Origin of the sequence: Paenibacillus sedimenti (assembly GCF_014534655.1) — a bacterium.
GTDB lineage: Bacteria > Bacillota > Bacilli > Paenibacillales > NBRC-103111 > Paenibacillus_E > Paenibacillus_E sedimenti.
In genome coordinates this window covers 261,058-285,667 of record NZ_JACVVD010000008.1, presented here as the reverse complement: position 1 = coordinate 285,667, position 24,610 = coordinate 261,058, and the positions used below count along the sequence as shown (strand labels likewise).

The following is a 24,610-nucleotide window of genomic DNA, read 5'->3' as shown; positions in this document are numbered from 1 at the left end:
CTACTCACATTAATTAATGACTTCCCGCCACTCGGGAGCCGTTAAGTGCAATTATTGCGCTAACGTTACCCGGTAGTTAAATGCCACTTTCAAAAATCCCTAGCCTTTTACTGCCGAAATTAATAAAAACATCGGGCGCCGAATTTCTTCTTGCCAGGCAGAATTCTTATCCAGCATATCTTGGGTTGGTTGAAGTTCGGAAAGCTTCACAATTCTAAAGCCGGATTCAATTAATGCGTTAATATGGGTGGTGATGGTGCGATGGTATTTGATGACATCATTGTCCAAGAATCTAGACTGCCGTGGACCTTCATTGTGGTAGTTGTCGACAGGCCAATGCAGTTTCTCACCTTGCTGTCCGTAGTACCATTCTTGTGCAGCGAGCGCGGTGAAGATAGGATGCTCAACCGATAGAACGAAGGTACCGCCTGGAGCAAGGCAGTGATAGACTTTACGACAGATGATGTCGAATTGCGCTACATAGTGGAGCGCAAGAGAACTTATCACCACGTCGAATTCCCCTTCAGAAAAGTCGATATCTTCGATTGCAAGACGCCGATATTCGATTTGCGGATCTTCGGTCATAGCTTTAGCACGATCTAACATATTCTCCGAGAGATCTACGCCTACCACCGATCGTGCCTGAAGTTCGCGCGCATAACGGCAATGCCAGCCAAAGCCGCAGCCAAGATCAAGTATCTTTTTATCGCGCAAATCAGGAAACAATGTACGAAAGGTAATCCATTCACCGGCTGCATCCAATCCGCCAAGCGATCGCGGCATCTGACTATATTTCTCGAAGAATCCGGAATCATCGTATTTGTTCTGTTTCACAATAACCGAAACCTCCTAATCAGATCTTAATATGTCCTACCTGTATTTTATCTTCAAACCATGAAGGGTATCTATCGATTTTATTATTTTAATAAAACAATACTACCTGTTAGCGTGGCAAAGGCAACCATGTTTAGTGGTTGCCTTTTTCTTAGTCACTGGGTTTAAGCTATCGTGTCCCGTCCCTCAACCTATCCCAGTCACCGGAATAGTATTGTTTCCAGCTCCAAAGACTTATCTTTTGTTCCAATGGATAAACCTTCCGCAATTTCCTTCCATTGATGCGGATCAGGTACGGATTTTCCCCCACCAAAAGCATCTATCCACTGCTGATGAATGCCATGCATGAATTGGATTTGTTTTTCCATTCCTTCGATTTGAAATGAATCGGAGTCGGGCAGCAGTACCCTTTTATCAAAGAATTGTGTCATCGCATACGCTATTTCTGCAGGTTCCATTGAAAGCTTTTCAGAAGGTTTTCCCAACCGTTGGATTACCAAACCATTTAGATCACTGTACGATTTCGAAAACGTAAGGGTTCCATCACGTAATTTTGTCATTTCCTCAAAGGATAACGTTTCACCTGCGATTAACCGTTCCAGCAGTCTAACGTTATCGTGAGCGGCTGTGAACAAAACCATTACTTGATTACCTAACATCGTGTCGTAATAACCTTCGTAACGGGCAACCTCCTGCCGAGTTACAATCAACCCCCATGACACAATTATAAATGCAATAAGTTCTGCAAAAGCGATAAACAACCAAAATTGCCGTTTCCGCAACAATTGCAAAGTCTTACCCCCTTCCTAGCTTGGCTAGGCGCGCTCTGCCCGTTAATGCAGACTGAAGCACAACCCTTTAGAATTAACGTTCCCTGTTGTTGAATAAGGAAAGAGACAATAGATTTGTATTACTAAAACCAATATAATCATTAATATGATGATGTAAAAGAAGGAGACGTTCTGATGAAATTTATTGGTGCCGTCGTTGCTTTTTTTGTAACTGATTTTTTCTTTCATGTTATAGAAGCTTTTGCAGCGGGGCTTAAAGCTGATACGCCACTAGAACGTATCGGGGCAGTTTTTTGCGGTATCATTGTCCTTCTGATTCTAATGGCAGTATTCCACAAATTCTTTTCAAAATCTTTTTTTAATGGGTTCACGGTAGCGACAGGTCTATTCCTGAGTTTTGATATTGTAGTGTTTCATTGGATTTTTCAAATTCATCGTATAACAAATGGACCTGAAGCGAATTGGTTAGAACCCGTGTTTGTTGTCACGGGTATCATTTTCGTCACTTATGGCATAAAGAAAGAAGGATCCTCGAAAATCACTAGTTAACCGAATAACGTATCCCCGCCTTTATAAGGTTACGCCAGATTATCTTTCCATTATTCTCCCCGTCCCTCGGTTCATTGAGAAAGAGGAGCTACATCGTTGCAAGCTCCTCAACTATCATTCTCCGTCGTAATGAGGTTGGGCTAATCTAAAGCTCCTTTACCATCTTCACAACTTCGATTTAATAATTAAGTTGCTTATAGAAATTCACAGCACGATGGTTATTGCTAAAGACATTCAGTATAAGCTGTCGATAGCCTTTTTGTCTTGACCACTCTTCTGCCTTCGTCATGAGTCCCTTGCCGACTCCTTTACCTTCACCTTGCGGAGAAACCGTAATCGCCACAGTATAGCCTTGTTCTACGTCGTTCAATTTATCTTTATGAGGCTGTACTTCCAAGATACCAAGTAGCTCTCCTGTTTCATCTTCCGCCACAAAAATCTCCGTGCCTGGAGAAAGACTGTCTACTGATTCTTTGGCTAGCCTTAGCTGTGCTTCTGCCATTTGCCTGGATCACGCCAGCTCATCATCTCAAATTCCATAAATCGTAAAGCAAGACTAACAATAAAATCTTTATCGGATTCTTTAAAAGCTCTAATTTGCATATACTTACCCCTTATTATATTAAGTCGTCTTGGTCATTCCGTTCTACTCTATCTTCACAATAGAATATCATCCATTAATATAAATCTCTTAACAATGACGCTCTCCGAGCAGAAATTGATCGATTACCGCCCGATCCTCATCTACCAATTCTCTGCCGATTCGGTTCACCAATTCGCGTTCGATTCCAGGCTTATTGTCACCAAGCTCCATCACTAGCTCTGCAAACGTGCAATATTCGTTCATATCCCGCCAAAATTCCGCCGCGTTCACAGGCATATGGTGCGACTCAATGTACCATTCGACATGGTATTGCTTGATCAATTCTACGATTCGAAGAAGATCCCGCGCAATATAATATCGTGGTCCATCGTAGATCGCCGGTCCTAGTACGTCTCCGAGAAATAGCACCCGCTCCTCAGGAACATACAATATGCACGAATCCTCTGCATGAACGCCGCCAATGCGCTGGATATGGCATGATACAGCGCCCAAATGAAGTGTCAATGTATCGGCAAACGTAGTATCCGGAAGTACTACCCGAATGTCTCTATTCACGCCATCATATTCTTTCTTTATATAATCTGCACAGAACTCGATCTCTGTACCTTGCCTAACCCGTTCGTCCAGCGCTTCGTCCGACCAATCTAACCCGACCAGCTTTTGAAGAGCTTGGTGCGTCATAACGGAAGCAACGAGCGGTGAATTGAGGTCGCAAGCGGCGCCGAAACTATGGTCCCAGTGCCAGTGGGTCAATGCAGTTATCGACGGTCGCAACGGATATTCCCTCCTCACTGCATTGCGGAACACCGTCGCATGTCGGACTGAATTGCCGGCGTCTATGAAGAGCGTCCGGTCGTCTCCAATGACGGCACCAAGGATCGGACGATCAACAGAACCGTCCGCGGGCATATATACAAATCGTTTAGTTAGCTTATTAAGCATTTCCGCTCACTCCTATTGCGGCTGGGAGAAGCCGCTTTGTTGATCCATAAAAATTTATTGGCGCTCTTGTATGAAATAATTTTACAATCATATCTGCTCTTCTTAACTATCGTTATTCCGTTAGCGCATGCTTTGGGAGTGATATTTCATCTTCACGATCATTCCACTTTATTTTTAATAAAATTGTCTCATCGCTCAAACGGCCGTTTTTACCCAAATAAGTGGTCCATTCATACAAAAGACCTTGTACATTATCCCTGGAACGGCTGATTGCACCCATTTTCCTGCTATGGTTGCTGGTAATATCATAGATTAGTGATTTGATGAAAGTCTCATCCCCAATATAGGTCAACTTCCAATTCACCTTACCTGAGACCATATGTGCCAATTCGACATGCCAGTTGTTACTTTGTCCATGAAGTTGGCATAAAACTTCATTACGCTTTGTATCTACCTCTTTAACGAGGCGGGGTATGTTGATGTGAATCGAACCATCATTACCAATAACCGCACTTGGCACATGCTGCCGGGGCTCACATTCTTGGCGTAAATAATCAGGCGGAGGGGGATACACTTTGCTACTGTTATCGTAATATTCTCCTTCATCCCCTTGGACATAGGCCCCTATTCTCTCAGCCATTTTAATCATTAGACCAATGACACGGTCATCTGCACCGCATAGCGTAATTCGTCCCTTTCGCAATATAAAAGGTATGCCTTTATAGGCTTCCATCAGTTCAGCAATCTTTAACAAATCATCTGATGTGATGGGATGATTCTCACTTTCAATCCAATTATTGGCCTTCGTAATATGCAGATCATAACTCATAAAGACTCATCTCCAGCAGCAATTTATTTTCAATTTTAATTCTAACCTTGCAGAATGCATATATGATGGCAATGGTTATGCGGTAAGGGCGTGAAAATCGTTTCGAAAGAAAAAGAGCTGCCGGAGCAGCTCTCTTCGTTATTTCAAAACGTCTTGAATAAATCTTTCGAGCGCGGTGACATCCGTGATGTTCTTGTTGCATTCTTGACTGTCCATGCACAAGTAATTACCAACCGCCTTGTAATAATCCGGCGAAGAATGAGCCGGCCTCGATTTGGATACCGCTGTAAATAACGCGAGCTCTTCATGCTTGTTGCATAAAAAGCAGACACCTTTTTTGTTCGTTGGGGTAAACTTCCCTTCAATCCCTACGATTTGTCCGTCTAAAGGGTACACCAGGAACAATTTACCCGTGGAGATGCTGATCCATCCGAGGTAGGTCAAATACCGGTAATCTATGGTCAAATCAGGAATCGGCAACTTTTTATTCTTATGGAACAGCTTCCGGATCTGTTTTTCCGTAACTTGCGGAAAATTTGTCATATAGGATTCCAATGACCGGTGATATTGCTCGAAATCCTCTGCGGTTTGCAGCGCAGGGATGTTACCGAACAGCTCTCCTTGGATCCCCTCTGAATCCGGAAATAGCTCCTTAATCTTGAATTCCGTGCTACTCCGGACGGCTTCTACGACCTTGCGGTCGGAAACGGTTTGGCACGTGCGCTGCAGATAGCCGATTTGCTTTTTAATAAAATTATACTGATGGTTTCTAATGAATGGCCCGTTCATGACCTACTCAGCCCCTTATCATTAATTGAAAATGAAAATAAGGTGCAAAGCCCATTATTAGAAACGATACATGCTTCGCCTGGGCGATGTTATCTCAATTGTTCGCCCCATGCAAAGAATCGCCCCAATAATTAGGCTTTGCATGAGTTAAGCTAGTCCCGGCAACATGATTTGCCATGGTCTACCACCTCCCGCCGAATACATAACCATTATGATAATACCATCAATCGTTTTTTTCAAGGCGCTAATTGCATAGGTTATCTTCCCCGACAATTAACGTAATCTGCCCGATCGGAACAGGCTGCACTCCTAAGGACGACTCCAATCTCGATTATACAGATTTTGGAAATATACTTATACATTGGATTGAGCTTTTAAGAATCAGGCCGCTCGAAATCTGCCTACTACTCGTCTCCGCACCACTAACTCCAGCCGCCCTTCATGCTCCTTACAATGTACGTTTAAACCGCTCATGCGACCGCAGCGGATACTCGCTCGGCAGACTGCTGACCTGGTCCAGATGCTCCCACTGCTCAGCCGTGAGCGACCAACCGATCGCGCCCAAGTTATCTTCGAACTGGGCAAGGCTGCTGGCGCCGATGATCGGTGCCGTGATCTCCTTTTTACCAAGCAGCCAATTCAGGGCAACCTGAGAAGACTTCTTCTCGGTTTGCCGTGCGATCTCCTTAACCGCATTAACAATCTCAAAGTTTTTCGGCGTGAACTTGTGGTTGATATCGAACTCGCCTTTTAAGCCTAAGGAGAATCGGCCGAAGTCCGGCTTTTCGAGCGAATCGTACTTGCCCGACAACAAGCCTCCCCCAAGCGGTCCCCATGGGATAATGCCGACCTTTTCCTCTTCGCATAAAGACATATGCTCGCGGTCCATTTCGCGGCTGACCAGGCTGTATTGCTGCTGAATCACGACAAAACGGGCATAGTTCTTGGCATCGCTATGTGCCAGTGATTTCATCAGATGCCAAGCTAGAAAATTGGAGCAGCCGATATAGCGGACTTTGCCGGATGTGACGAGGTCGTTCAGCGCCCTTAAGCTTTCCTCGATCGGCGTCAAGTGATCCCATACATGCAGGTAGTACAAGTCGATATAATCGGTATTCAACCGGCGAAGGCTCGCATCGATGCCATCCATAATATGCTTGCGGGAATTGCCTCGATCATTCGGATGCGGACCGACGCCAATACCAACCTTCGTTGCCAGAATGACCTCCGATCTGCGCCCGCCGATAGCCTTTCCTACGATCTCCTCGGAGGTTCCTCCGGTATAAAAATCCGCCGTATCGATAAAATTCCCGCCTGCATCCAGAAACTGGTGCACCATCCGCGTCGATTCAGCTTCATCGGTTGAACTCCCAAATAACATCGTGCCAAGGCACAGCTCGGATACGAGCGTTCCGCTGTTTCCTAATTTACGGTATTTCATGTTCATTTCCTCCCTAAAATGTAAATTTGGTTAGTTCAATTACGCTTCTACAGTAACCGATGACTTCCTCACGGAGCTCCGGCTTTCTCCTTTTAACCGGACGATAGTCCAGCGGATAAGAATGAGACCTGAGATTCCCATGACGAAATAAAGGGAAGACATCATGCCCGAGGACAGCACTGCGCCAATACTGATACCAAGAGCCCCCACCGCCTGCGCCAATTGAAAAACTAATCCGTTGACCGCCATGTAAGAGCTTCTCGCGTCTTCCTTTACGATCTCTGCTAAATAGGATTGTCTGACAGGGTGGTACAACAGCTCTCCGGCCGTAGCCAAAAGGACGGCAAACAAGATGAGCCACAATGAATTGCTAAATCCAACTACGCAATAACCAATCGTGTACAACAGAGCTCCGCTATACAACACAAGCGTATCCTTGAATGCCTTAACCAGCTTCGTAATAAAAAGGGAAAGGCAGATAACCATAACGGTATTCTCGATTTGAATGAGACTCAGTACCTTCATGCCGGTCAGCTCAAACGAAAACCAATCCGTAAATGCGACCTGACGTGCGACAAATTCCCGCTCCAGCCTTACGCCTATGTAGTTGGTCGTTTGAAACTCGATGGAGTACAGCAGCATCCCGCCCAAGCTATACAACATGAAGAGCTTATCTTTCACCAAAGGCGTATAATTGTGCCAGATGCCACGGAAAATCTTCATTCCCGTCCCGCTCAGGCCATGCTTAAGAGCAGGCTGATAGGTTTCCTCAATCCGAAAAGCAGTTAATATCAGCGTAATCAGACAGGCTAGAGTGAGCATGACGAACAATTCAAACCGGTGTGAAGCGAACCAGAGTCCGCCTAACACGGATCCGATCGCGACGGATAAATTGACCGACCAATATTGGATAGCGTACATGAAGCTGCGGTCTTCCTTCGTGCTGACATCGATCAGCATCGCATCGGCGGCCGGACTCATCATGCCATTGCAGGCGCTTTGCACCAGCATCATGGTAAAAGTCAGCCATGCGGAATCCAGGAGCGATGAATTGGCCAGCGTCATGATCGAGAGGGCGATGAACTGTATGCCCAAGGATGAAACCATGATCACTTTTCTTCCCCGAAGGTCGGACAAATACCCTCCATAGACGCTCATGACGACTTGCGCCGCCAGAGTGATCAGGAGTAAAATACCGGCCAGCCCCTGCCCCAGTTTTTCCGAGAAATAAATGGCCATAAACGGGAAAATCATCGTCCCCGCCGACCGGTTTAAAAATGAAGTAAAAATGCGAATTCGGATGTTCGGATGCAGCTTGAAAAATTCCATCTCCATTCCCCCCTTGATGTAGTTCTATTTTATCTTGTAAAAGTAGAAAAAAAAGAGTAGTATCAAAACAAAAACTTCACCTTTTATGAAATGGAGGACGGAAAGCGCGATGAAGTCCACCGAGCATTATCTGAACATTCTGCTGTCGCTCCCACCCCACCTGGTCAAGGGAGAGACCGTTTCTATTACGACCCGGGATTTGACGGAAGTTCTATACTGTACATCCCGCAACGTCAAGCTGATTTTGCGTAAGCTCTTGGAGGAAGGATTTATCGAATGGCAGGCCGGGATTGGCCGAGGCAATTCGTCCAAAATGACTCTCTTGAGGGATCTAGGGGATGTGGCGGATGAGTACTTTCAAGACCTGCTGGCCAAAGATAAGATCAAAGAAGCTATGGACCTGCTCTATCATAAAAACTTGCCCATCCCTCTATGCAGCAAGCTTCGAGCTCGGCTCGGCGCCCGGTTCGGTTTTCAGGTGGAACAGACAAAATCCGCCATCGTGGATGTTCTGCGGGTAACCTTGGACAGGAAGCTTACTTCTCTTGATCCCGCTTTCGTATCGACTTCGACCGAGGCTTTTTTTCTTCAGCAATTTTGTGATACATTGGTTGCCTTCGATCCCCAGACCAAGACCTACCTTCCGGCCCTTGCCCACTTCTGGGAAAGCAATGAGGACGGGAGCAGGTGGACTTTTTATTTGAGAAAAGGAGTGCGTTTTCACCACGGACGGCCGTTTACGGCAAAGGATGTGCTGTTTACGCTGCAGCGGCTTGAGACTGTCCATTCTCCATCACGTTGGCAGTATAAAGAGATCGATCGGGTCGACATCGTGTCCGATCATATCATTACCTTTTATCTAAAGCAGCCTAACCGGTTATTCCTACACTTTTTCGGCTCTTTCTATATGTCCATCCTTCCCCATGACGTTGAATTTTCGGAAAAAGCGATGATCGGAACGGGACCGTTTCGCATGGCCGAGTTCACGGACCAGGTGCTGGTTCTGGAGGTTTTCGAAGACTTTTACCGGGAGAGAGCGCTCTTGGATCGGGTGGAGCTGTGGCTCATTCCGGATGACATCCAGAACGATCAATACCAGCTCCCTAATTGGGACGATGCAAGGCAAGAGGAGAACGACCCTACGACCGAAATCGAATCGTTGATAGACGGCTGCCAGTTTGTGGCTTTCAATTTTAGAAAAGAAGGCATTCATCATCAACCTTCTTTCCGCATGGCGATGAGGCTTCTTTACGACCGCACCGCGATCATTGGGGAGTTGAAGGGGAACCGCATGGCTCCGGCGAGCAGTTTTTTGCCTGATAAGAGCAAGCATGTCGACGATGGGGAAGCGCCCCTTAAAGAAGCACAGGCTTATCTTCGGGAAAGCGGATATTCCGGGGAAGCGCTAAAGCTTTATTACTTGGATAAAAAGGAATTCTTGAAGGACGCCCAGTGGCTGCAGCTGCGCTGTCATTCTATCGGACTGCATATCACCATTCATCCGATACCCTTTGCTGACTACTTTTCAACGGACGCGGACCGTGAGGCGGATCTGCTGCTCATCTGCGAATCGCTCGAGGACGATACGGAGTGGGGATATCTGCGATTATTTCAGGATGAGTCGAGCTTCCTGCACCGTTTTTTCAATCACGAGCAGCATGCATGGCTGGGAATGTGCTTCCGCAAGTTCGTGCAATTGCCTACACCGAAAGCGCGGGGTGAGGTCATCGATCGGATCGAGCAGAGAATGAGGGACGAGGACTGGATCATGTTCGGTTATCACATCAATAAGGTATCCAAGTATCATTCGGCGCTCAAAGGGGTCTCACTGGACTCCTTCGGTTGGATCGATTTCTCGAAATTATGGATCAAACAAAAAGCGGCTATGGGGTGATCGGATTCCGGGCCACGCTCTACCGAAACGTATGCACGCTATGCGCAAAAATGCTTGAGAAAAGGCAGCCGACCCTGGCTGCCTTAGGTGTCTTTATTAAGTTCTTGTATCCGTTAGCTTAATGATGTGTACGATTTTTCAGCTTACAAAACAAAATTGCGATAAATATCCAAACAATAGCCCCTATAATAAACGGTAAAACTCTAAAGTTATAATTAATCACATCATCCATTCCTAGAATGATTTTAATGAGGAATTGAATGTTTGAAATTAAGTTCGCGTATATTTGGTAACTTCCTTCTGTTACTCCCTTTTTCCATCCTAAATCGTCAATTAACCACGCCATAATTGTTAATAGGTTATAAATGAATAAAGAAACAATGCACCATTTCAAATATCTCATAAAAATGAACTCCTTAATTAAAGCGTATCACGAAGCCTTATTTCGTTCTTGAACCTATCGTTCTCCGTTAGGGAACAATCAATTTATATTGCTTACTTCGCAGCAATATTTTTAAGATCTGATTCGGTAATGCCTAATTGCTTACCTTCTTCTGTAACGTTATGGCTAAACTGCATTACATTATTATGGGCAAAATATATGTACTCAACGTACGGTTCATTTTCAAATACAACAATAGTGTAAAATGACGGTAATTTAATACCCCAGATTCCTTTAACTGATTTTATTTCATTCTTTTTGTAATGCTGTTCATTCAAAAGATAGTTAGTCACTTTGTTCGCATACATTTTTTTGTTCGTTTGTACGTAAAAGAAAGGTGTGATGAAAAGTCCTATTACTAAAATGGCTAGTATCCATTTCATTATTTTCAATGCTTCAGCCCCTTTCTACATCCCAACGCTTTCTGTTCACTAACTAATCTGCTAGTAAACGTAACGAAGCTACCGATCGTGCCGGCAGCTTCTTCGTTATTCAACTATATAATACGTTCAGAGAAAAAGCCTATCTATCATCTGCCATCATGCTTTATTGATTGAGCTATCGTTCTGCGTTAGTTGAACGACCTAATAAATATCTTAAGGTAGATACTATTTAAGGGCCGCCATGAATCCACTGATTGGCGCGTCTTAGTTCATTTGACTTCCTCGTCGGCCGAGGGACCGTAGAGGCCGGGCACCGGAATATCAAGAAGCCGAAAATAAACCCCGAGCTGCGCACGGTGGTGGACCATGTGGCTTAACCCGAAGGTGCGAAGCGCGATAGCCCGCGGTTGGCGCAGGATGATATGGTCGCCGTTCCGCAAGGTCCATTCCTCGCCGAGCGTCTTCTCGTCGCATTCGGCTAACAGCTTTTCAAGCTTGATGACGTTCGCGTCGAATTCCTTCAGCACTTCTTCGCGTCTTTCCAAAGGTTCCCGCCGAAGCGGCACGGTCGAAAGATCGAATTCCGGGTAATGAAAAATCGCGACTTGCCAGTTCAGCAGGTTGATCAGGTGCGTGGCCAGCCCGCCCAACGTCATAGATTTCACATGCGGCTTCCACGTCATATGCTCCTCGGGCAAGCGCTCCAGGATGCGGCGCGTAGTGGCCAGCTCATGCATGGCGTCTCCGACGATCAGTTGTTTCACCATAGATTCCCTCTACTCCCTTATATGAAATGTACTCCATTCTATACTACCATATATTGTAAGTGCCCTGCCCGTTATTTGAGAAAACTCAGGACTATAAAAGAAAGTACCTGTGAAGCCGCGCCCCGCTTGGATTTTCGTGTTTTTCGCATGAGAAAAACGTCTATCGACGTACATTCAAAGATGTGCGACCGCGTTTAGTGGAAGTTTTTATCGCCAATAAGAAAGCGGTTTTCGGGAACCGAAAACTTATACTTTCTTATGTGGTAATAAAAAACAGCCGTTTCCGGCTGCCTCCCGTCCTCTCGAGCGACGATTATACGATAAACCTATATCCGGAGCCCCATACCGTGCCGATATACTGCGGCTTAGACGGCGTCTCCTCAATTTTCTCCCGGATGCGGGCGATGTGAACCGTCACCGTGGACGCATCGCCTAAGCTGTCCAAGCCCCATATGCGTTCGAACAGCTCCTCTTTGCCGAATACCCGGTTGGCGTTCTGCAGGAGGAACAGCAGCAGGTCGAACTCCTTCTGAGCTAGCATCACTTCATTGCCGTTCACGAACACGCGGCGAGCATCCTTATGCACTTCCAAGCCCCGCACTTGCAGCTTGTTACCTTCGTTGCCTTTGCCGAACCGCTCTTTCATCCGTTCGAACTTTTTCAGATGCGCGCTAACTCGAGCCACCAATTCGCCCGAACTGAACGGCTTTGTGATGTAATCGTCCGCGCCGAGACCGAGTCCGTTAATTTTATAAATCTCCTCCGCCCTGGCGGACACGAGCAGCACCGGAATATCGCCCTGCTCCCGGACGTTTCTCAGCACCTCGAAGCCGTCGATGTCCGGCAGCATAATATCCAGAAGAATCAGCTCAAACTCCTCTTCCTTGAGTGCTTGGAGGGCTGCTGTTCCACTGTTTACGATTTTCACGGCATAGCCGCTCAGCTCGAGATAGTCCCGCTGCAGATTGGCGATGCTTTGGTCGTCTTCCACGATCAGAATCTTCTTCATCTTCTAACTCTCCCTACACGCTAGAACTTCTTGAGCGATATCATGATCCGGGTCCCTTCGCCCACTTGGCTCGTAGCCCAAATCTTTCCTTCATGCCCTTCAATAATTTGCTTAGCGATGGCCAGGCCAAGTCCGCTGCCGCTCTTTCGGGACGGGTCCGCCTGATAAAATCGTTCAAAAATGTGAGGCAGCTTCGTTTCCGGTATCCCTTTTCCATTATCTCTTATCTCTATAATGACCGAGGTCCGCGTCTCCCGGAGCATAATCATAACCTGCCCTCGGCCCTTCTCTACATAAGTCATCGCATTGTCCAGGATGTTCTGAACGACTCGTTTCAACCGCTCCCGATCGATCAAGACCTGTACCGATTCCTTCATTTCATTGATTAGCTCGATGGCGATGTCCGCCTTCTCGAATTCATATTTATAATCCGCTACGCAATCCTCGAAATAAGCCAGCACATCACTCTTCTCAAAATGATACGGCAGCTGGTTCAGATCCAGCTTCGAGTACAGTAGGAGATCGTCGATCATCGCGTTCACCAGAATCGCTTTGGACCTGGCGGTTTCCAGGTACTCCTCCAGCTTTTCCGGCGTTTTGGCAACACCGTCGATGATGCCTTCAATATATCCTTTAATGGATGTCACAGGCGTTTTCAGATCATGTGAAATGCTGGACACCAGGAACTTTCGGTTGTCGTCGTATTTTTCCTGCAGATAGACGGATTCCTTGAGCTTGATCCGCATAAGCTCTAGCGTTCTGCACAGTTCGCGAACCTCGCCTTCGCCCTCCTCGGCAATGCCTCGGCTCAAATCGCCTTCACTAATAGCATTCGCCGCAGCCTTCAGCCGTGAGATCGGCGTAACGATGCCCCGTGAGAACCGGTACGATACCCATAAGTTCATCACGAGAAAGACGAGCGTGAAGAAGCCCAGTGTAAAGCCGCCCAGCAGCCAGTAGAAGCCCGTGTTCATCTGAATCGGAGCCAGGAGCAACAAAATGCCCATATCGCCGGATTGCAGCTTATAATCCACGCGGGCAAACTGATAATTGTCGCCATCCAGCTCAATCGTATCCGGATGCGTTTCTTCCCCTGATAGAATTAAGCTTTTCTCAATATCGAATTTACTGAAACTTTTTGTAGCATATAAGACTTCCCGATTCTTTAATAGGACGGCACTGGCCCCTAGAACGTTCACTCGCCTCGTCAGCTCGTTTTGGTATTGTTGATCGAGCAGTTGGTCGAACCCGGCCATCTGCGCTTGTCGCTGCAGCTCGCCTATCGCCGCCCGGACCTCGAAAGCGCGCTGCAATCCCTTCGACTGCACTTCGTATCCGAATACCTTCGTATAGGTCGCGATAAAAATCACGACCGCCAGCAGCGTGAGGCTAATGGATGCCAGCATCGCCAGCGCGTTCATCGTAAAAAAACGTTTGGTGAAGTCCATGCAAGTCCCTCTCTAAATATCTTTCCTGTCAAACAAATAAAAACCAGTTGTAAATAACATCATACCACAACCTGCCAGAATCAAGACTTGGCGCAAAATCTTGAATACATTGATCGACTCTGAAATCCACAGGAAGTACCAGTCGAACATGGAGGTCACAAAAAAGCTGGAGTAGGCCGAGAACGCTATGCCCAGGAAATTAAACGCGATAAACACTAAAATCGATAGGAAAAAGACAGCTAGTCCGCCTTGAATCACATTCGCCAAGAGAATGACAATCAGCGCAAAGACCAATACGGGGAAGAAGGTTAATGCATACGACGCGATGACCTTGAACACGCCCTCGAAGCTTGCGGTAGACGGATTAAAGATGAAGCCTGCCAGCATCGAAATGATCATCACGAACAACAGAATACCGGCAATAAATAAAGCCAAATTCAATACTTTTGCGCTGAATACGCCGAATCTCGATACCGGTCTAAGCAGGGTAATTTTCATCGTATTCGAAGAAGTTTCCCCGTTGAACATATCGATCGCTACGAAGGTCGCAAATAGCGGCAAAATCGTATACGAGAAAAATTGCAGCACAACAATCGGAAACTCAACGCTGCCCACGACCCGCAGTCCCAGCCCATGCTTAATCGTTGTGACGGCAAGCTGTCCGATCATCACGGCTAGCGTGGACAAAATTGCGGCCGCCAGCAGCTTCTTCTTCTTCATCAGCTTCACCGCTTCATTGAGGAATGCGGCTTTAAACCCGGCCATTTCGATCCACCTCGCTTACAAAATAATTTTCCAAGGATGAATAATAAGAAAGAATGTTCTCGGTATATTCCACGTTGACCAGTCGGCCACCGTAGACGATTCCGATTCTTGTGCAGGTTAACTCTACATCATGGATCAAGTGACTGGAAATGAAAAAGGTGGTTCCTTCCTGAGAAAGCTGCTTAATGAGCTTCCGCATCTCCAGCATGCCTTCCACGTCCAGCCCGTTCAAAGGCTCGTCCAGAATGAGCAGCTTCGGCCTGGAAAGAATAGCCGCAGCAATCCCCATCCGTTGCTTCATCCCCAGGGAGAACTTCTGTGACTTTTCATTCTTGTATTTCAGCATGCCTGTAATTTCCAGGCATTCATCAATGCGCCGCTGATCCACATCCGGATAAAATCTTGCAAACAGCTTTAAATTCTCATTCGCCGTTAAATACGGATACGACTCCGCAGTTTCAATCAAGCAGCCCACATGCTTCATGGCATTCACATAATCCTCGGTCACGCTGGCGCCAAAAATCTTTACGTCGCCGCGGTCCGGCTTCATCAGCCCGGTAATCATTTTCATGGCGGTTGTCTTCCCCGCCCCGTTCGGGCCAAGGAATCCGAAGACATCCCCTTGATCGACTTCCAGGTTCAATTCGCTGATACCCCTGCCGTTCTTAAACGACTTGGTCAATCCGCTAATTTCAATCGCCTTGACGGTCACTTTGTTCAACTCCTTCAAAAAATGCTCAGGAAGCCGCGGATCGCAGCCTCCTGAAGTGTTCGCTTTATTCAAATACGCGATTAAACTCGCCATCAACGAATGGCTTCATCTTAGATTTGTAAGAATTGTCTTTGGTGATTTCCATGTTGATATTTACATACACTTTGCCTGTACCGTTCGGGTGAATCATTCCGTTCTTCTGCTCACCCTTGGCATTCATGTACGTGAACGCCTGATTCGATGACGACAGGCTGTATTCGAAATTGAACGTATCTTTCTCCGGATAGTAGCTTTCGAAGCCTGGGTAGACGATTTCTGTATATTTACCCGTCACTTTGTCCCCATCGACGCTTATAATTTCGACCGTTCTTTCGCCGATTTTCACGAACTTCCCGTCTTTGTCCATCACGATGTTGTTCTTATAGGTCCCTACGTATTTGCTGCTGAGCCCATTGGAGTTGCTCACTTTCTCTACGTCTGCGCCCGTGAGGTCCGGCTTCACAACCTTCGTCGTGCCTACTTCGGACAGCTTCAATACCACATTCAGTGTAAGATCATGCTGAACGCCATTTTTATCTTTTCCCGACAAAGTGATATCACCAGTAACATTCTCTAGATAACCTGTTTTATTCTCAACCGCTGAACCTACAACCTTCTTTACGAAGATATCGCTGCTAATCGTCGGCAGTTCCGTTTCATGGCTCAGCGATTGCTTAAAGCCGAAAGAAGCTACTGCATTCGCAAGCGCAGGCACCTGCGCCTCGGACAAGCTGCCGGCATACACTTTACTGCCGTTTGCTCCTTCTTCGACCTGAACGTAATCCTTCAGGTTACCGACCACAGCGTCTACAATCTTCTCGATCTCCGCTGCGCCATTTTCATTGAATGGATTGTTGAACTCCCCCGGTGCACGTCGCTTTAGATCCTTTGGATATTCCATAACGTAGAATTTATTCTCTGCGCTGTTTTTCCAAGCGGAAATTTTCGCATCTTCATACGAATAGTTGCTAGTCGTTTTGCCATCAGTCTCTGTAGTCACGCGATTGCTTTCGGACATTTTATTGACCGTATCAAACTTTTTGACCTCGGAGGACTGCACTAGAATTTTATCGTTATCTTTGAGCGTATAAAGCGTCTCAACCGTATAGCTGCCTAAGCCATTCTCCATCATCGCAGCCGTCGATTTCGCGGAACCCTTCAACGAGTCATACCCGGATCCGAGCAGCGAATCAGCGAATGCCGTCGAGACAAACAAGCAAGCGCCAACTGTAAATGATAGCACCGTTAATCCTTTTTTACTTAATTTCATTTCGGTTCTCCTTTTAAGCAAGAATTAGGGGGAAACGTTTCCTTACTACTTATTCTAAACCAAGCTTATTGAATCCCTCTAAATCGTTTATTAACAAAGTATAAACTCCTGCCTCCTCTGCCATCCCTGGGTAAAATAAAAAGACAACCGGTTTCCCAACTGTCTTGTCTTTACTGCTTATTCCGTTGTGTACGGAAGCAATGCTACTGTACGAGCGCGTTTGATCGCGATTGTCAGAGCACGTTGTTACTTCGTGGAAGTACCCGTAACGTTAACTTTATTTAATCCAATCTTGCCCATTGATGGGTTGCTTGCAGCAAAAAAAGCGGATAAGATCAGCTGCTGTTGATCCGAGTTCAGACCATTATAGAACGATTCAAAAACCTATTCCCTCTCACCTAGCCGATTGACCGGCAGCCTGCTTCTTTTCATTTATGGGGCTATCGTTCCTCGTTAGTTCAATGTTCAGCTAATGAGTTCGTTCATGTAAGTTATTATTAATTTTCTTTACTTCTAGGGCATGACTGGCAAGATTGGGGGTCGGACAAATATTCATGCAAATCCCGCCAATCGTTTTCTATAAATTTTCGCAGCACCAGCCGTTCTGTATCCATGACCTCCATATCCAAGCTCCTTTTTTTTCATTCAGTTTTTACATACTTCTTTTGCTAATTGCCATGTTACTATGAGTACTGAGAATGTTGCAGTTGTTGATTATTTGTATTTCAAATATCTAGCAATTGCATTAAATAAATACGTTCTTCGTAAGACTTTGGTTCCAGCACCTTCTCGGCATCCCTGCCCATTGCCGTTCGAGCTTCTGCTATCAGTGAAGGGGCCGATTCACTGAGTTGAATAATTGTCGCTCGGCGATCAGATGGGTCAGGTGTCCGAACCATTTATCATGCTAATATGGGTCCGCCCTTAACAGCATCATTACAGCGATCACATCTATAATCACCACTATGTGTTATCAGAGGATTATTCCTTATGGCATTTTCTGAAATCTTTAGCATTGAATTTACATCAAGTACGTTCCATTCACTTTGGCCAACTTTAACTTTTTTAGTAACTGGCATAAGAACATCCTGTAATTTGATAAAACCCTCAGAGCTTCCGCCAATCTCAACCTCAATTGTTAAACCTTTAGAATCTTTAGCCCATCGTCTAAACAAATTTCTTCCTGCCATTTGCTCCGCTAAGTGAATTAATGTCAAACGGTTAAAATTAACACCCATAAGAACAACATATCCACCAAGTTCAGCAATGGCTTTTAGTGGTGCATATACATTTAACGGAGCTTGTTTCGATATCAATTCTTCTTCATATGAACCAAATGCAGTAAATGAATTTAATGGGTGATTACCTCGTAGTCGATTTTTCAACCTCAGTATTGTTTTGGGAATAGCACCCATCTCTATATCTACTTCATTGCTCGTTGGAGAATAAATATTATTCATTTCTTTGGAATTGTCGTTAGTTAACCAACTATAGTCACCGCAACCATTTTGGGATGGTCTTAGATGTTCTGGAGGGAATACACTAAACGCATCTGAAAATGTAGGTACAAGTAAAGTACATTCTTCATTTAAGAAACCTTGAACAATTGTTTCTGCTCCTCCATCAATGACTTTTCCAATATCACTTTTTGAAACTGACATGAACATCCATCACCCCAATTAAACGATCGTTCTAATCCATTTTTTGAATTGTCACTGTTCTGTAATCACGTGTTTTCAAAACACTTATTGGCAAATGTTTGTTTAAGTCCATCAATTACATATGAATAGTTTACCACACACTTTTTTTGGAAAGTACGTTTATAACTAAACGGTTAAGACGTCAAACAAAAAAAACGGGCTCTCCCACTAACTCGGAGTGCCCGATCATATAAACAAAAGGTTAGAATTACAGCAGAATCAAGATAGCGAACGCAGCGCTTCAGGGGTGAAAGGCTTCAGCTCCTCAAGCCGGCCATCGCGGACCTTAGCCGCCCATGCCGGATCAACCAGCAGCGCACGGCCGACTGCAACCAGATCGAACTCTCGATTGTTAAGCTTGTCGGTCAAGGCATCCACATTCGCCGTACCTGCGTTTTCCCCTCTAAACGAAGATAGAAACTCATTATCCAGACCTACGGAGCCCACAGTGATTGTAGGTTTGCCGGTTAATTTTTTAACCCAGCCTGCGAAATTCAGATCGGAACCGGCGAACTCCGGTTCCCAGAAGCGGCGGGTCGAGCAGTGAAATACATCAACACCCGCTTCTACAAGCGGCGCAAGGAATTTGGCCAGTTCATCCGGATTGGCTGCCAATTTCGCCTCGTAATCACTTGATTTCCATTGCGATATCCGCAGTAAGATAGGGAAATCGGGTCCTACGGCGCGACGGCAAGCCGCAATAATTTCAGCCGCAAAACGGGTTCTTTTCACAAGGTCTCCACCATAGCTATCGGTGCGCTGGTTCGTTCTCTCCCAGAAAAACTGATCGATCAAATAGCCGTGGGCGCCATGAAGCTCAACCCCGTCAAAGCCGATCCGTTTGGCATCCGCCGCCGCTTGTGCGTAAGCGGCAACAACGGAATCGATCCTTTCCTGGCTCATCGGCTCATTGACTTTTTCTCCGGTCGCGAGATCCAAGCCTGAAGGTCCGATCGGCAGCTCTTCCGGGTTCGGAACGGCTCCTACCTTACGGTCCGTGCCGATATGCCATAGTTGCGGCATAATCAGCCCGCCGGCTTCATGTACTTCCGCGACGACGCGAGCCCAACCCTTCAGCGCTTCCTCCCCATGGAAATTCGGAATATTCGGATTATTGGTGGCAGCCGGATCGTTGATCAGGGTACCCTCCGTAATAATAAGCCCTACACCGTTCTCAGCACGGCGACGGTAATAAGCGGCTACATCAGGACCCGGCACTCCTCCGGGAGAGAAGGCTCTCGTCATTGGAGCCATGACGACCCGATTCTTTAGGTTCAAAGTTCCAAGCTTGAAGGACTCGAATAAAGGTCCTAGCTTGGAGGCAGGTTGGATTTTTTGATTATTCACTTTAACATTACCTCCATTATGAGTAAATTCTGGTTTCATAAGCTTGCCACTTAAACTGTCATATTAATCATTACAGTTATTGGATTTACTATACCATACTTTTTCCAAAATCACTACTTTTCACTTACTTTTTTCTGTAAATAAATTGACATCAGCCTCTTCTACCGCTGAGGAGAGCAAGCCCTCAGTGTGAATTCAGTGTCAACCGATGTCATTACCTACTCTAGAAGTTCTTCGTTCTGATTATTAAAAATTTCCACTTTAGCTTTTGAACTATTTGTTACCTCACCAGTTGGATGATCGATTATATAAGCTTTCTCGTACTTCATTTCAGATTCAACAGATGTATTATCTTCAAATGTTACTTTAAGTCGCTGTCCTTGTTCCAGAATATCGCTCAGAATAACGTTTCTCTCTTCATCCTCAAATTCAGGATGAATGTGGTAAACACATTCAAGAGCCGGCGACAGATGCTGCATATCCCTATTTCTTTGACAGCACCAGATTTTTCATATCATGTTATATCCCTTCTTCGGCCAGCAATGAAAGGTTGTTAGAATAGTTAAAAGCTTATTTTATCAACGAAGTCAAAGATAATAGAGGAGGCAAAAAGCGTAGTCATCAGAAAGACAATTACCAAAAATACCAGCAAGCTTCGTCTAAAAGCAGGAATAGGAACACCTGAAGCTTGGGCGTAATGGGCAGCTGTTAAGCAGCAAATATGCCCATGATGAGAAACCACGGCTCGTAAAACAATAGATCCCATAAAGCCAATTTTTGCATATCGAATACAATCAAATGAGGAAAGTTAAGTTCTATGAAACCCGTCAAATAAAGAATCTTTGTAAATATCCCAGTGACTCCATGTGCAATTAAAAAGGCAGTGCAGAGAAGGGTCGGAACTAGTACAAAAAGACGGTGTATCTTTATCCCCCCCCCATAAACGGCATCCACGCTGGCACGACCTTGCCCCACGGTTGGACGAGCCCAAGTAAGATGAATCCGCAAACCAAAATGATAACGCCTGCGAAGTAACTTGCATAACTAGCGTTTTGTACCGATTCAAGGTCTTTAAACGTATGCGAATTGTCTATTATTCCTCCTGCCGCTTCATAGAACCGAACGCAGACGGCATAAAAGATCGCCCAGACGCAACCGACGTAAGTTGCTTCGATCTGGTAATGCCTCACAACCAAATTAGGTATTAATAACATGTTTTTTCAAATTTACTCAAGAATGTCCTATCAATACGTAAAGTGTGGTGAATAAAGTGAAAATATATTTAACAATCTTTTTTTGCATAATTATTCTGTTAATTAATATTGGTTGCAGTAATAATGATGCAGATATCCGCTCATTATATGCAACAGCCGAAGGTAAGTACACGGTTCATATAATTGGAGAAAAAAGTGAAAGAGAAATGGCCACCAAGTTTACCGAGTTTTGGAATTCAGATAGTAATATTGAACTTATTGAAACTATAGGATTATACGACAGTCAACCGAAAGACGTTAAACTAAGAAAAAAACTAAAATTATCAGAATTCCCAACAATCATTATTTGTGATACAAAAGGAATCGTGAAAAAAGCAAAAAACCTTGAAGAAGTATATGTTTATTTTGAATTAGTAAAATCCACATCAAATAAATAAATTTCTATAAATTCGATTAGCGAATCCACAACAAGATCAGATATGGTATTGGTTTTTTCTTATATTTGTGACAGTTCTTGTTTAAACTTTACTTCGCAGTCTGTATACGGACGAATCGCCGCAAAATCATCAGCCCCCCCGCTCCCTCCGAAATTCGGTCGGCGCCAAGCCGTTGCGCTTTTTGAACGCTTTGCTGAACTGATAGACGTCAAGGTAACCGCAAGCCCGCGCAATATTCGATACGGAATCCCCCGTGTACAGGAGTCGGCGAACCGCCTGCTCGTTGCGCAGCCGGTCCAGATACTCCTTAGGACTGCACCCGTACCGGGCAGCGAAGGTTCTGCGCATGTATGCAGGGGAGAATCCGGATTGCTCCACCAATTCGGCGATACGCAACTCCGAAGCAAATCCCCGATCCAGACTCTCTTTTAATCGGCGAAGCGCCACAGCCAGTCCTTCCTCCATTCCCTCGCTCCACTCTACTTCCGCCGCTTCGTGGAGCTCTTGGATCAATCGGTACCAAACGGACTTTACCCGAGCCTCACGCCCAGGGTCCCCCGGCACCCACTCACTCTCCGCCTCTTGAAAAAGCATGCCGATTCTACCCATACGGTCTTTCTGCAAAGGCATGAGGAACGGCAGCTGCAACCGCTCAACCGGCTCTGGCGGTTCCCAGCCGTTCCCGCTTTTCCGAAGCAAAGCGCAATCGAAGAGCAGCATCGTCATCCGCAAGGGATACGCAATAGAAGACTTCATGAAAAGCGGCATGCCTGGCCACAGATAAACTAAGGTGCCTCCTTCCACATCTTCGTCTCCTTCCTCGCGACGGAATACCCCCTTACCGCTGTAGATATAGTAAAAAGTATGCCCCGTAACTGTCCGCCGGATATCCTCCCAACCAGGCACCGCCGGCTTGGCGAGCACCCAATGGATATGTGCCGCCAAATCCCCCTGAGAATATTCCATGCTTATTCCTCCTCCGAGCAGAATCTAACCTGTATCGTTTATGATAAACGATTCGGTTTGTTTTTGCCATTGTCCCTCTGATACGTCAGGTGCTACACTCCACATGTACAAGAGTGGAACAACCCACTCTGAATGACATTATAACTTGGAGATGATAGCTATGATCCGGACTTTTCAACAACACCGGCTTCGGGAATTTAAGCTGCTTGATGGATTATGGGATTTCGTTTTTGACAAGAACAATGTAGGAGTGTCCGAAGGATGGTATGAGCGCTTCCCATCCGGCTGCGATCAGGTGCCGGTGCCTGCATGCTGGAACAACGAGCTCGGCAAATTCGACTACGAAGGAGTCGCATGGTACCGCACCCGGATCACCTGCGAGGAAGCAGGCCATCTTCGGCTCCTGTTCCATGCTGTACTAGGCCATGCCGATGTCTATTGGGACGGGAAGCATTTAGGTTATCATTACGGCGGCTATACCCCATTTGGCTTCACCATTCAGAACGCCACCGCCGGAGAGCATGAGCTCATCGTCCGGACGGACAGCACGCTGGAGCGCAATACCATACCGACCCACGTAGTGGACTGGTTTCATTACGGCGGCATCATCCGCCCTGTGGAGCTTCAGCGTTTGCCTGACATCTCGATCGGAAGTATGCGGATTACTTACGACATGACTGGCGACTTCAGCGCCGACGTCCGGATCGCACTTACCCTCCGGTCTCTGGGGAATGCATCAACCGACGTCCCCGTATCCCTGTACCGAAACGGGGAAGTGTTCTACTCGGATACGGTTCATGTCCCTGCTGGCGGCAACGTCGAATTGAACGTAGCCCAAGCTTGGACGGGACTGCGACGATGGAAGCCGGAAGAACCTGAACTCTACCTTATCCGTGCCGTAGCAAGCCAGGATGACTTGACGGACCGCATAGGCTTCCGCACCGTGGAGTCCAGAAAGAAGAAGATTCTGCTGAACGGCAAGGAGCTCTACTTGCAGGGAGTCAACCGCCATGAGGAGCACCCGGAATGGGGCTTTGCTTTCCCGAACAAACTGATGACCAAAGATCTCGACATCATCTTGCAGATGGGCTGTAACACCGTACGCGGCTCCCATTACCCCCAAAGCGAATACTGGCTCGATCTGTTGGATGAGCGGGGAGTTCTCTTCTGGAGCGAGATCCCGATCTGGGGTGCTTGCCTGCCCGCGGAAGACACAGACGATCCTCTCTTTGTCCAGCGTGCGCTCACCATGATGGATGAGATGATCGAACGGGATCTTCATCACCCCTCGATCCTGTTCTGGTCTGTCCATAACGAAATTGATACACGGTCCAAACAGGCTTACGATCTGTCCGTTAAGCTGACGGAGCTCGTACGGAGCAAGGACCGGTCACGGCCTGTAGCTTATGCCACCATGTTTCCGATGGAGGACATCTGCCTCGGACTATTTGACGTCATCGGCATTAACTACTATGGCGGATGGTATTACGGGCACGCCGATTTCGAAGTGATGCTCGAGACTTTCCAAGAGCGCTGCAAGGCGTTTGGCGCGGAGAACACCCCGGTACTTATGACCGAGTTTGGCGGAGCAGGCGTCTACGGCGACTCCGGCTGGGAGCCCAGGTTGTTCAGCGAAGACTACCAGGCCGATTTGATCAGCCGGGCCCTGAAGCTCTTCCGATCCGATCCAAAGATTAGCGGCACGTACATCTGGCAGTTTGCAGATACCCGCGCCGACCTGCAGAGCCGTCGTGCCTTCTTCAGGGACCGTGCCCGCTCCTTCAACAACAAGGGGTTAGTCAACGAATACCGCAAACCCAAACTCGCCTACCGCGTGGTCAAGGGCATCTACACCGGACATGCCGATCCATACAACTGGGGCTCCACGCTGCAATAATCTCACAATAGGGGCACTCGTAAATCTAGCACTGAGCGGATTTGCCCCTCAGTATTCCGCGAAACACCGCCTTTCAATATAGGGGCTATCCCAAGTGAGGATAGCCCCTTCCTCTTAAAATCATGCTTCTCATTCATGATGATCATGTGCATTGCCGTCTGCATTCTCTCGATACTGTCCTGGCGTCAAACCTTCCGCTTTCATCCGCTTTA

The 24,610-nt window shown here is 46.5% G+C and carries 25 protein-coding genes and 1 pseudogene; 4 read left to right on the top strand and 22 right to left on the bottom strand.

Going from position 1 to position 24,610, the window contains the following annotated elements:
* Positions 1–99: 99 nt before the first annotated feature.
* Positions 100–834 (bottom strand): class I SAM-dependent methyltransferase, encoded by a 735-nt coding sequence (locus tag ICC18_RS22110; protein WP_188176617.1) that lies wholly within the window; start codon positions 832–834, stop codon positions 100–102.
* A 200-nt stretch (positions 835–1,034) separates the two neighbouring features.
* Complete coding sequence (locus ICC18_RS22105; RefSeq protein ID WP_188176616.1) at positions 1,035–1,625, bottom strand: hypothetical protein; 591 nt, start codon at positions 1,623–1,625, stop codon at positions 1,035–1,037.
* Positions 1,626–1,799: 174 nt separating this feature from the next.
* Here ICC18_RS22105 and ICC18_RS22100 point away from each other — a divergent pair, with 174 nt between their 5' ends.
* On the top strand, positions 1,800–2,174 hold the full coding sequence (locus ICC18_RS22100; RefSeq protein ID WP_188176615.1) for a DUF2243 domain-containing protein: 375 nt from the start codon (positions 1,800–1,802) through the stop codon (positions 2,172–2,174).
* Between the two features lie 178 nt (positions 2,175–2,352).
* Here ICC18_RS22100 and ICC18_RS22095 read toward each other — a convergent pair whose 3' ends face one another.
* The 6 genes from ICC18_RS22095 to ICC18_RS22070 form a co-directional block, all read right to left on the bottom strand.
* Positions 2,353–2,676 (bottom strand): GNAT family N-acetyltransferase, encoded by a 324-nt coding sequence (locus tag ICC18_RS22095; RefSeq protein ID WP_223192756.1) that lies wholly within the window; start codon positions 2,674–2,676, stop codon positions 2,353–2,355.
* Between the two features lie 189 nt (positions 2,677–2,865).
* Positions 2,866–3,720 carry an MBL fold metallo-hydrolase gene (locus ICC18_RS22090; protein WP_188176614.1) on the bottom strand — a complete coding sequence of 285 codons (855 nt, stop codon included), beginning with the start codon at positions 3,718–3,720 and terminating at the stop codon, positions 2,866–2,868.
* 112 nt (positions 3,721–3,832) lie between these two features.
* Entirely contained in the window at positions 3,833–4,549 is a 717-nt protein-coding gene (locus tag ICC18_RS22085) for a hypothetical protein (RefSeq protein ID WP_188176613.1), read from the bottom strand.
* 138 nt (positions 4,550–4,687) lie between these two features.
* Entirely contained in the window at positions 4,688–5,338 is a 651-nt protein-coding gene (locus ICC18_RS22080; RefSeq protein WP_188176612.1) for a FusB/FusC family EF-G-binding protein, read from the bottom strand.
* Positions 5,339–5,786: 448 nt separating this feature from the next.
* Positions 5,787–6,779 carry an aldo/keto reductase gene (locus ICC18_RS22075; RefSeq protein WP_188176611.1) on the bottom strand — a complete coding sequence of 331 codons (993 nt, stop codon included), beginning with the start codon at positions 6,777–6,779 and terminating at the stop codon, positions 5,787–5,789.
* A gap of 39 nt (positions 6,780–6,818) precedes the next feature.
* Positions 6,819–8,108: an MDR family MFS transporter gene (locus tag ICC18_RS22070; RefSeq protein ID WP_188176610.1), complete on the bottom strand. Its 1,290-nt coding sequence runs from the start codon at positions 8,106–8,108 to the stop codon at positions 6,819–6,821.
* Positions 8,109–8,217: 109 nt separating this feature from the next.
* Here ICC18_RS22070 and ICC18_RS22065 point away from each other — a divergent pair, with 109 nt between their 5' ends.
* Positions 8,218–10,002, top strand: coding sequence for an SgrR family transcriptional regulator (locus ICC18_RS22065; protein WP_188176609.1), 1,785 nt, complete (start codon positions 8,218–8,220; stop codon positions 10,000–10,002).
* Positions 10,003–10,120: 118 nt separating this feature from the next.
* Here the strand turns inward: ICC18_RS22065 and ICC18_RS22060 are convergent, their stop codons facing one another.
* The 13 genes and pseudogenes from ICC18_RS22060 to ICC18_RS22000 all read right to left on the bottom strand — a co-directional run bounded on the left by ICC18_RS22060 (position 10,121) and on the right by ICC18_RS22000 (position 21,098).
* Positions 10,121–10,405: a hypothetical protein gene (locus ICC18_RS22060; RefSeq protein WP_188176608.1), complete on the bottom strand. Its 285-nt coding sequence runs from the start codon at positions 10,403–10,405 to the stop codon at positions 10,121–10,123.
* 92 nt (positions 10,406–10,497) lie between these two features.
* Positions 10,498–10,827, bottom strand: coding sequence for a DUF3139 domain-containing protein (locus ICC18_RS22055; RefSeq protein WP_188176657.1), 330 nt, complete (start codon positions 10,825–10,827; stop codon positions 10,498–10,500).
* A gap of 269 nt (positions 10,828–11,096) precedes the next feature.
* On the bottom strand, positions 11,097–11,594 hold the full coding sequence (locus ICC18_RS22050; protein ID WP_188176607.1) for a DinB family protein: 498 nt from the start codon (positions 11,592–11,594) through the stop codon (positions 11,097–11,099).
* A gap of 313 nt (positions 11,595–11,907) precedes the next feature.
* On the bottom strand, positions 11,908–12,603 hold the full coding sequence (locus ICC18_RS22045) for a response regulator transcription factor (RefSeq protein WP_188176606.1): 696 nt from the start codon (positions 12,601–12,603) through the stop codon (positions 11,908–11,910).
* A gap of 20 nt (positions 12,604–12,623) precedes the next feature.
* Complete coding sequence (locus ICC18_RS22040; RefSeq protein WP_188176605.1) at positions 12,624–14,051, bottom strand: sensor histidine kinase; 1,428 nt, start codon at positions 14,049–14,051, stop codon at positions 12,624–12,626.
* Between the two features lie 12 nt (positions 14,052–14,063).
* Entirely contained in the window at positions 14,064–14,816 is a 753-nt protein-coding gene (locus tag ICC18_RS22035) for an ABC transporter permease (RefSeq protein WP_188176604.1), read from the bottom strand.
* Positions 14,803–15,528 (bottom strand): ABC transporter ATP-binding protein, encoded by a 726-nt coding sequence (locus ICC18_RS22030; RefSeq protein WP_312029583.1) that lies wholly within the window; start codon positions 15,526–15,528, stop codon positions 14,803–14,805. Before ICC18_RS22030 ends, ICC18_RS22035 begins: the two co-directional genes overlap by 14 nt.
* A 64-nt stretch (positions 15,529–15,592) precedes the next feature.
* Entirely contained in the window at positions 15,593–16,837 is a 1,245-nt protein-coding gene (locus ICC18_RS22025) for a hypothetical protein (protein WP_188176602.1), read from the bottom strand.
* Between the two features lie 177 nt (positions 16,838–17,014).
* Positions 17,015–17,107: pseudogene (gene rpsR / locus ICC18_RS33910) on the bottom strand (30S ribosomal protein S18); the annotation flags it as partial.
* Between the two features lie 632 nt (positions 17,108–17,739).
* Positions 17,740–18,498, bottom strand: a complete 759-nt coding sequence (locus ICC18_RS22020) for an AAC(3) family N-acetyltransferase (RefSeq protein ID WP_188176601.1) — start codon at positions 18,496–18,498, stop codon at positions 17,740–17,742.
* A 258-nt stretch (positions 18,499–18,756) separates the two neighbouring features.
* Entirely contained in the window at positions 18,757–19,884 is a 1,128-nt protein-coding gene (locus tag ICC18_RS22015; protein WP_188176600.1) for an NADH:flavin oxidoreductase, read from the bottom strand.
* Positions 19,885–20,102: 218 nt separating this feature from the next.
* Positions 20,103–20,363 (bottom strand): hypothetical protein, encoded by a 261-nt coding sequence (locus ICC18_RS22010; RefSeq protein WP_188176599.1) that lies wholly within the window; start codon positions 20,361–20,363, stop codon positions 20,103–20,105.
* A 447-nt stretch (positions 20,364–20,810) separates the two neighbouring features.
* On the bottom strand, positions 20,811–21,098 hold the full coding sequence (locus ICC18_RS22000) for a hypothetical protein (protein WP_188176660.1): 288 nt from the start codon (positions 21,096–21,098) through the stop codon (positions 20,811–20,813).
* Positions 21,099–21,154: 56 nt separating this feature from the next.
* Between ICC18_RS22000 and ICC18_RS21995 the strand changes: the two genes are divergently transcribed.
* Entirely contained in the window at positions 21,155–21,535 is a 381-nt protein-coding gene (locus ICC18_RS21995) for a hypothetical protein (protein ID WP_188176597.1), read from the top strand.
* A 129-nt stretch (positions 21,536–21,664) separates the two neighbouring features.
* Here ICC18_RS21995 and ICC18_RS21990 read toward each other — a convergent pair whose 3' ends face one another.
* On the bottom strand, positions 21,665–22,501 hold the full coding sequence (locus ICC18_RS21990; protein ID WP_188176596.1) for an AraC family transcriptional regulator: 837 nt from the start codon (positions 22,499–22,501) through the stop codon (positions 21,665–21,667).
* A gap of 160 nt (positions 22,502–22,661) precedes the next feature.
* Between ICC18_RS21990 and ICC18_RS21985 the strand changes: the two genes are divergently transcribed.
* Positions 22,662–24,398 (top strand): glycoside hydrolase family 2 protein, encoded by a 1,737-nt coding sequence (locus ICC18_RS21985; RefSeq protein ID WP_188176595.1) that lies wholly within the window; start codon positions 22,662–22,664, stop codon positions 24,396–24,398.
* Positions 24,399–24,610 lie beyond the last annotated feature (212 nt).

Excerpts from the sequence above, each read along its gene's own strand:
- ICC18_RS22085 (WP_188176613.1), bottom strand. The coding sequence starts at position 4,549 with ATGAGTTATGATCTGCATATTACGAAGGCCAATAATTGGATTGAAAGT.
- ICC18_RS22080 (WP_188176612.1), bottom strand. The coding sequence starts at position 5,338 with ATGAACGGGCCATTCATTAGAAACCATCAGTATAATTTTATTAAAAAG.
- ICC18_RS22060 (WP_188176608.1), bottom strand. The coding sequence starts at position 10,405 with ATGAGATATTTGAAATGGTGCATTGTTTCTTTATTCATTTATAACCTA.
- ICC18_RS22055 (WP_188176657.1), bottom strand. The coding sequence starts at position 10,827 with ATGAAATGGATACTAGCCATTTTAGTAATAGGACTTTTCATCACACCT.
- ICC18_RS22025 (WP_188176602.1), bottom strand. The coding sequence starts at position 16,837 with ATGAAATTAAGTAAAAAAGGATTAACGGTGCTATCATTTACAGTTGGC.
- ICC18_RS22020 (WP_188176601.1), bottom strand. The coding sequence starts at position 18,498 with ATGTCAGTTTCAAAAAGTGATATTGGAAAAGTCATTGATGGAGGAGCA.
- ICC18_RS21985 (WP_188176595.1), top strand. The coding sequence starts at position 22,662 with ATGATCCGGACTTTTCAACAACACCGGCTTCGGGAATTTAAGCTGCTT.
- ICC18_RS21990 (WP_188176596.1), bottom strand. The coding sequence starts at position 22,501 with ATGGAATATTCTCAGGGGGATTTGGCGGCACATATCCATTGGGTGCTC.
- ICC18_RS22050 (WP_188176607.1), bottom strand. The coding sequence starts at position 11,594 with ATGGTGAAACAACTGATCGTCGGAGACGCCATGCATGAGCTGGCCACT.
- ICC18_RS22100 (WP_188176615.1), top strand. The coding sequence starts at position 1,800 with ATGAAATTTATTGGTGCCGTCGTTGCTTTTTTTGTAACTGATTTTTTC.
- ICC18_RS22070 (WP_188176610.1), bottom strand. The coding sequence starts at position 8,108 with ATGGAATTTTTCAAGCTGCATCCGAACATCCGAATTCGCATTTTTACT.
- ICC18_RS22035 (WP_188176604.1), bottom strand. The coding sequence starts at position 14,816 with ATGGCCGGGTTTAAAGCCGCATTCCTCAATGAAGCGGTGAAGCTGATG.
- ICC18_RS22065 (WP_188176609.1), top strand. The coding sequence starts at position 8,218 with ATGAAGTCCACCGAGCATTATCTGAACATTCTGCTGTCGCTCCCACCC.
- ICC18_RS22095 (WP_223192756.1), bottom strand. The coding sequence starts at position 2,676 with ATGGCAGAAGCACAGCTAAGGCTAGCCAAAGAATCAGTAGACAGTCTT.
- ICC18_RS22010 (WP_188176599.1), bottom strand. The coding sequence starts at position 20,363 with ATGCAGCATCTGTCGCCGGCTCTTGAATGTGTTTACCACATTCATCCT.
- ICC18_RS22040 (WP_188176605.1), bottom strand. The coding sequence starts at position 14,051 with ATGGACTTCACCAAACGTTTTTTTACGATGAACGCGCTGGCGATGCTG.
- ICC18_RS22000 (WP_188176660.1), bottom strand. The coding sequence starts at position 21,098 with ATGTTATTAATACCTAATTTGGTTGTGAGGCATTACCAGATCGAAGCA.
- ICC18_RS22075 (WP_188176611.1), bottom strand. The coding sequence starts at position 6,779 with ATGAAATACCGTAAATTAGGAAACAGCGGAACGCTCGTATCCGAGCTG.
- ICC18_RS22045 (WP_188176606.1), bottom strand. The coding sequence starts at position 12,603 with ATGAAGAAGATTCTGATCGTGGAAGACGACCAAAGCATCGCCAATCTG.
- ICC18_RS22090 (WP_188176614.1), bottom strand. The coding sequence starts at position 3,720 with ATGCTTAATAAGCTAACTAAACGATTTGTATATATGCCCGCGGACGGT.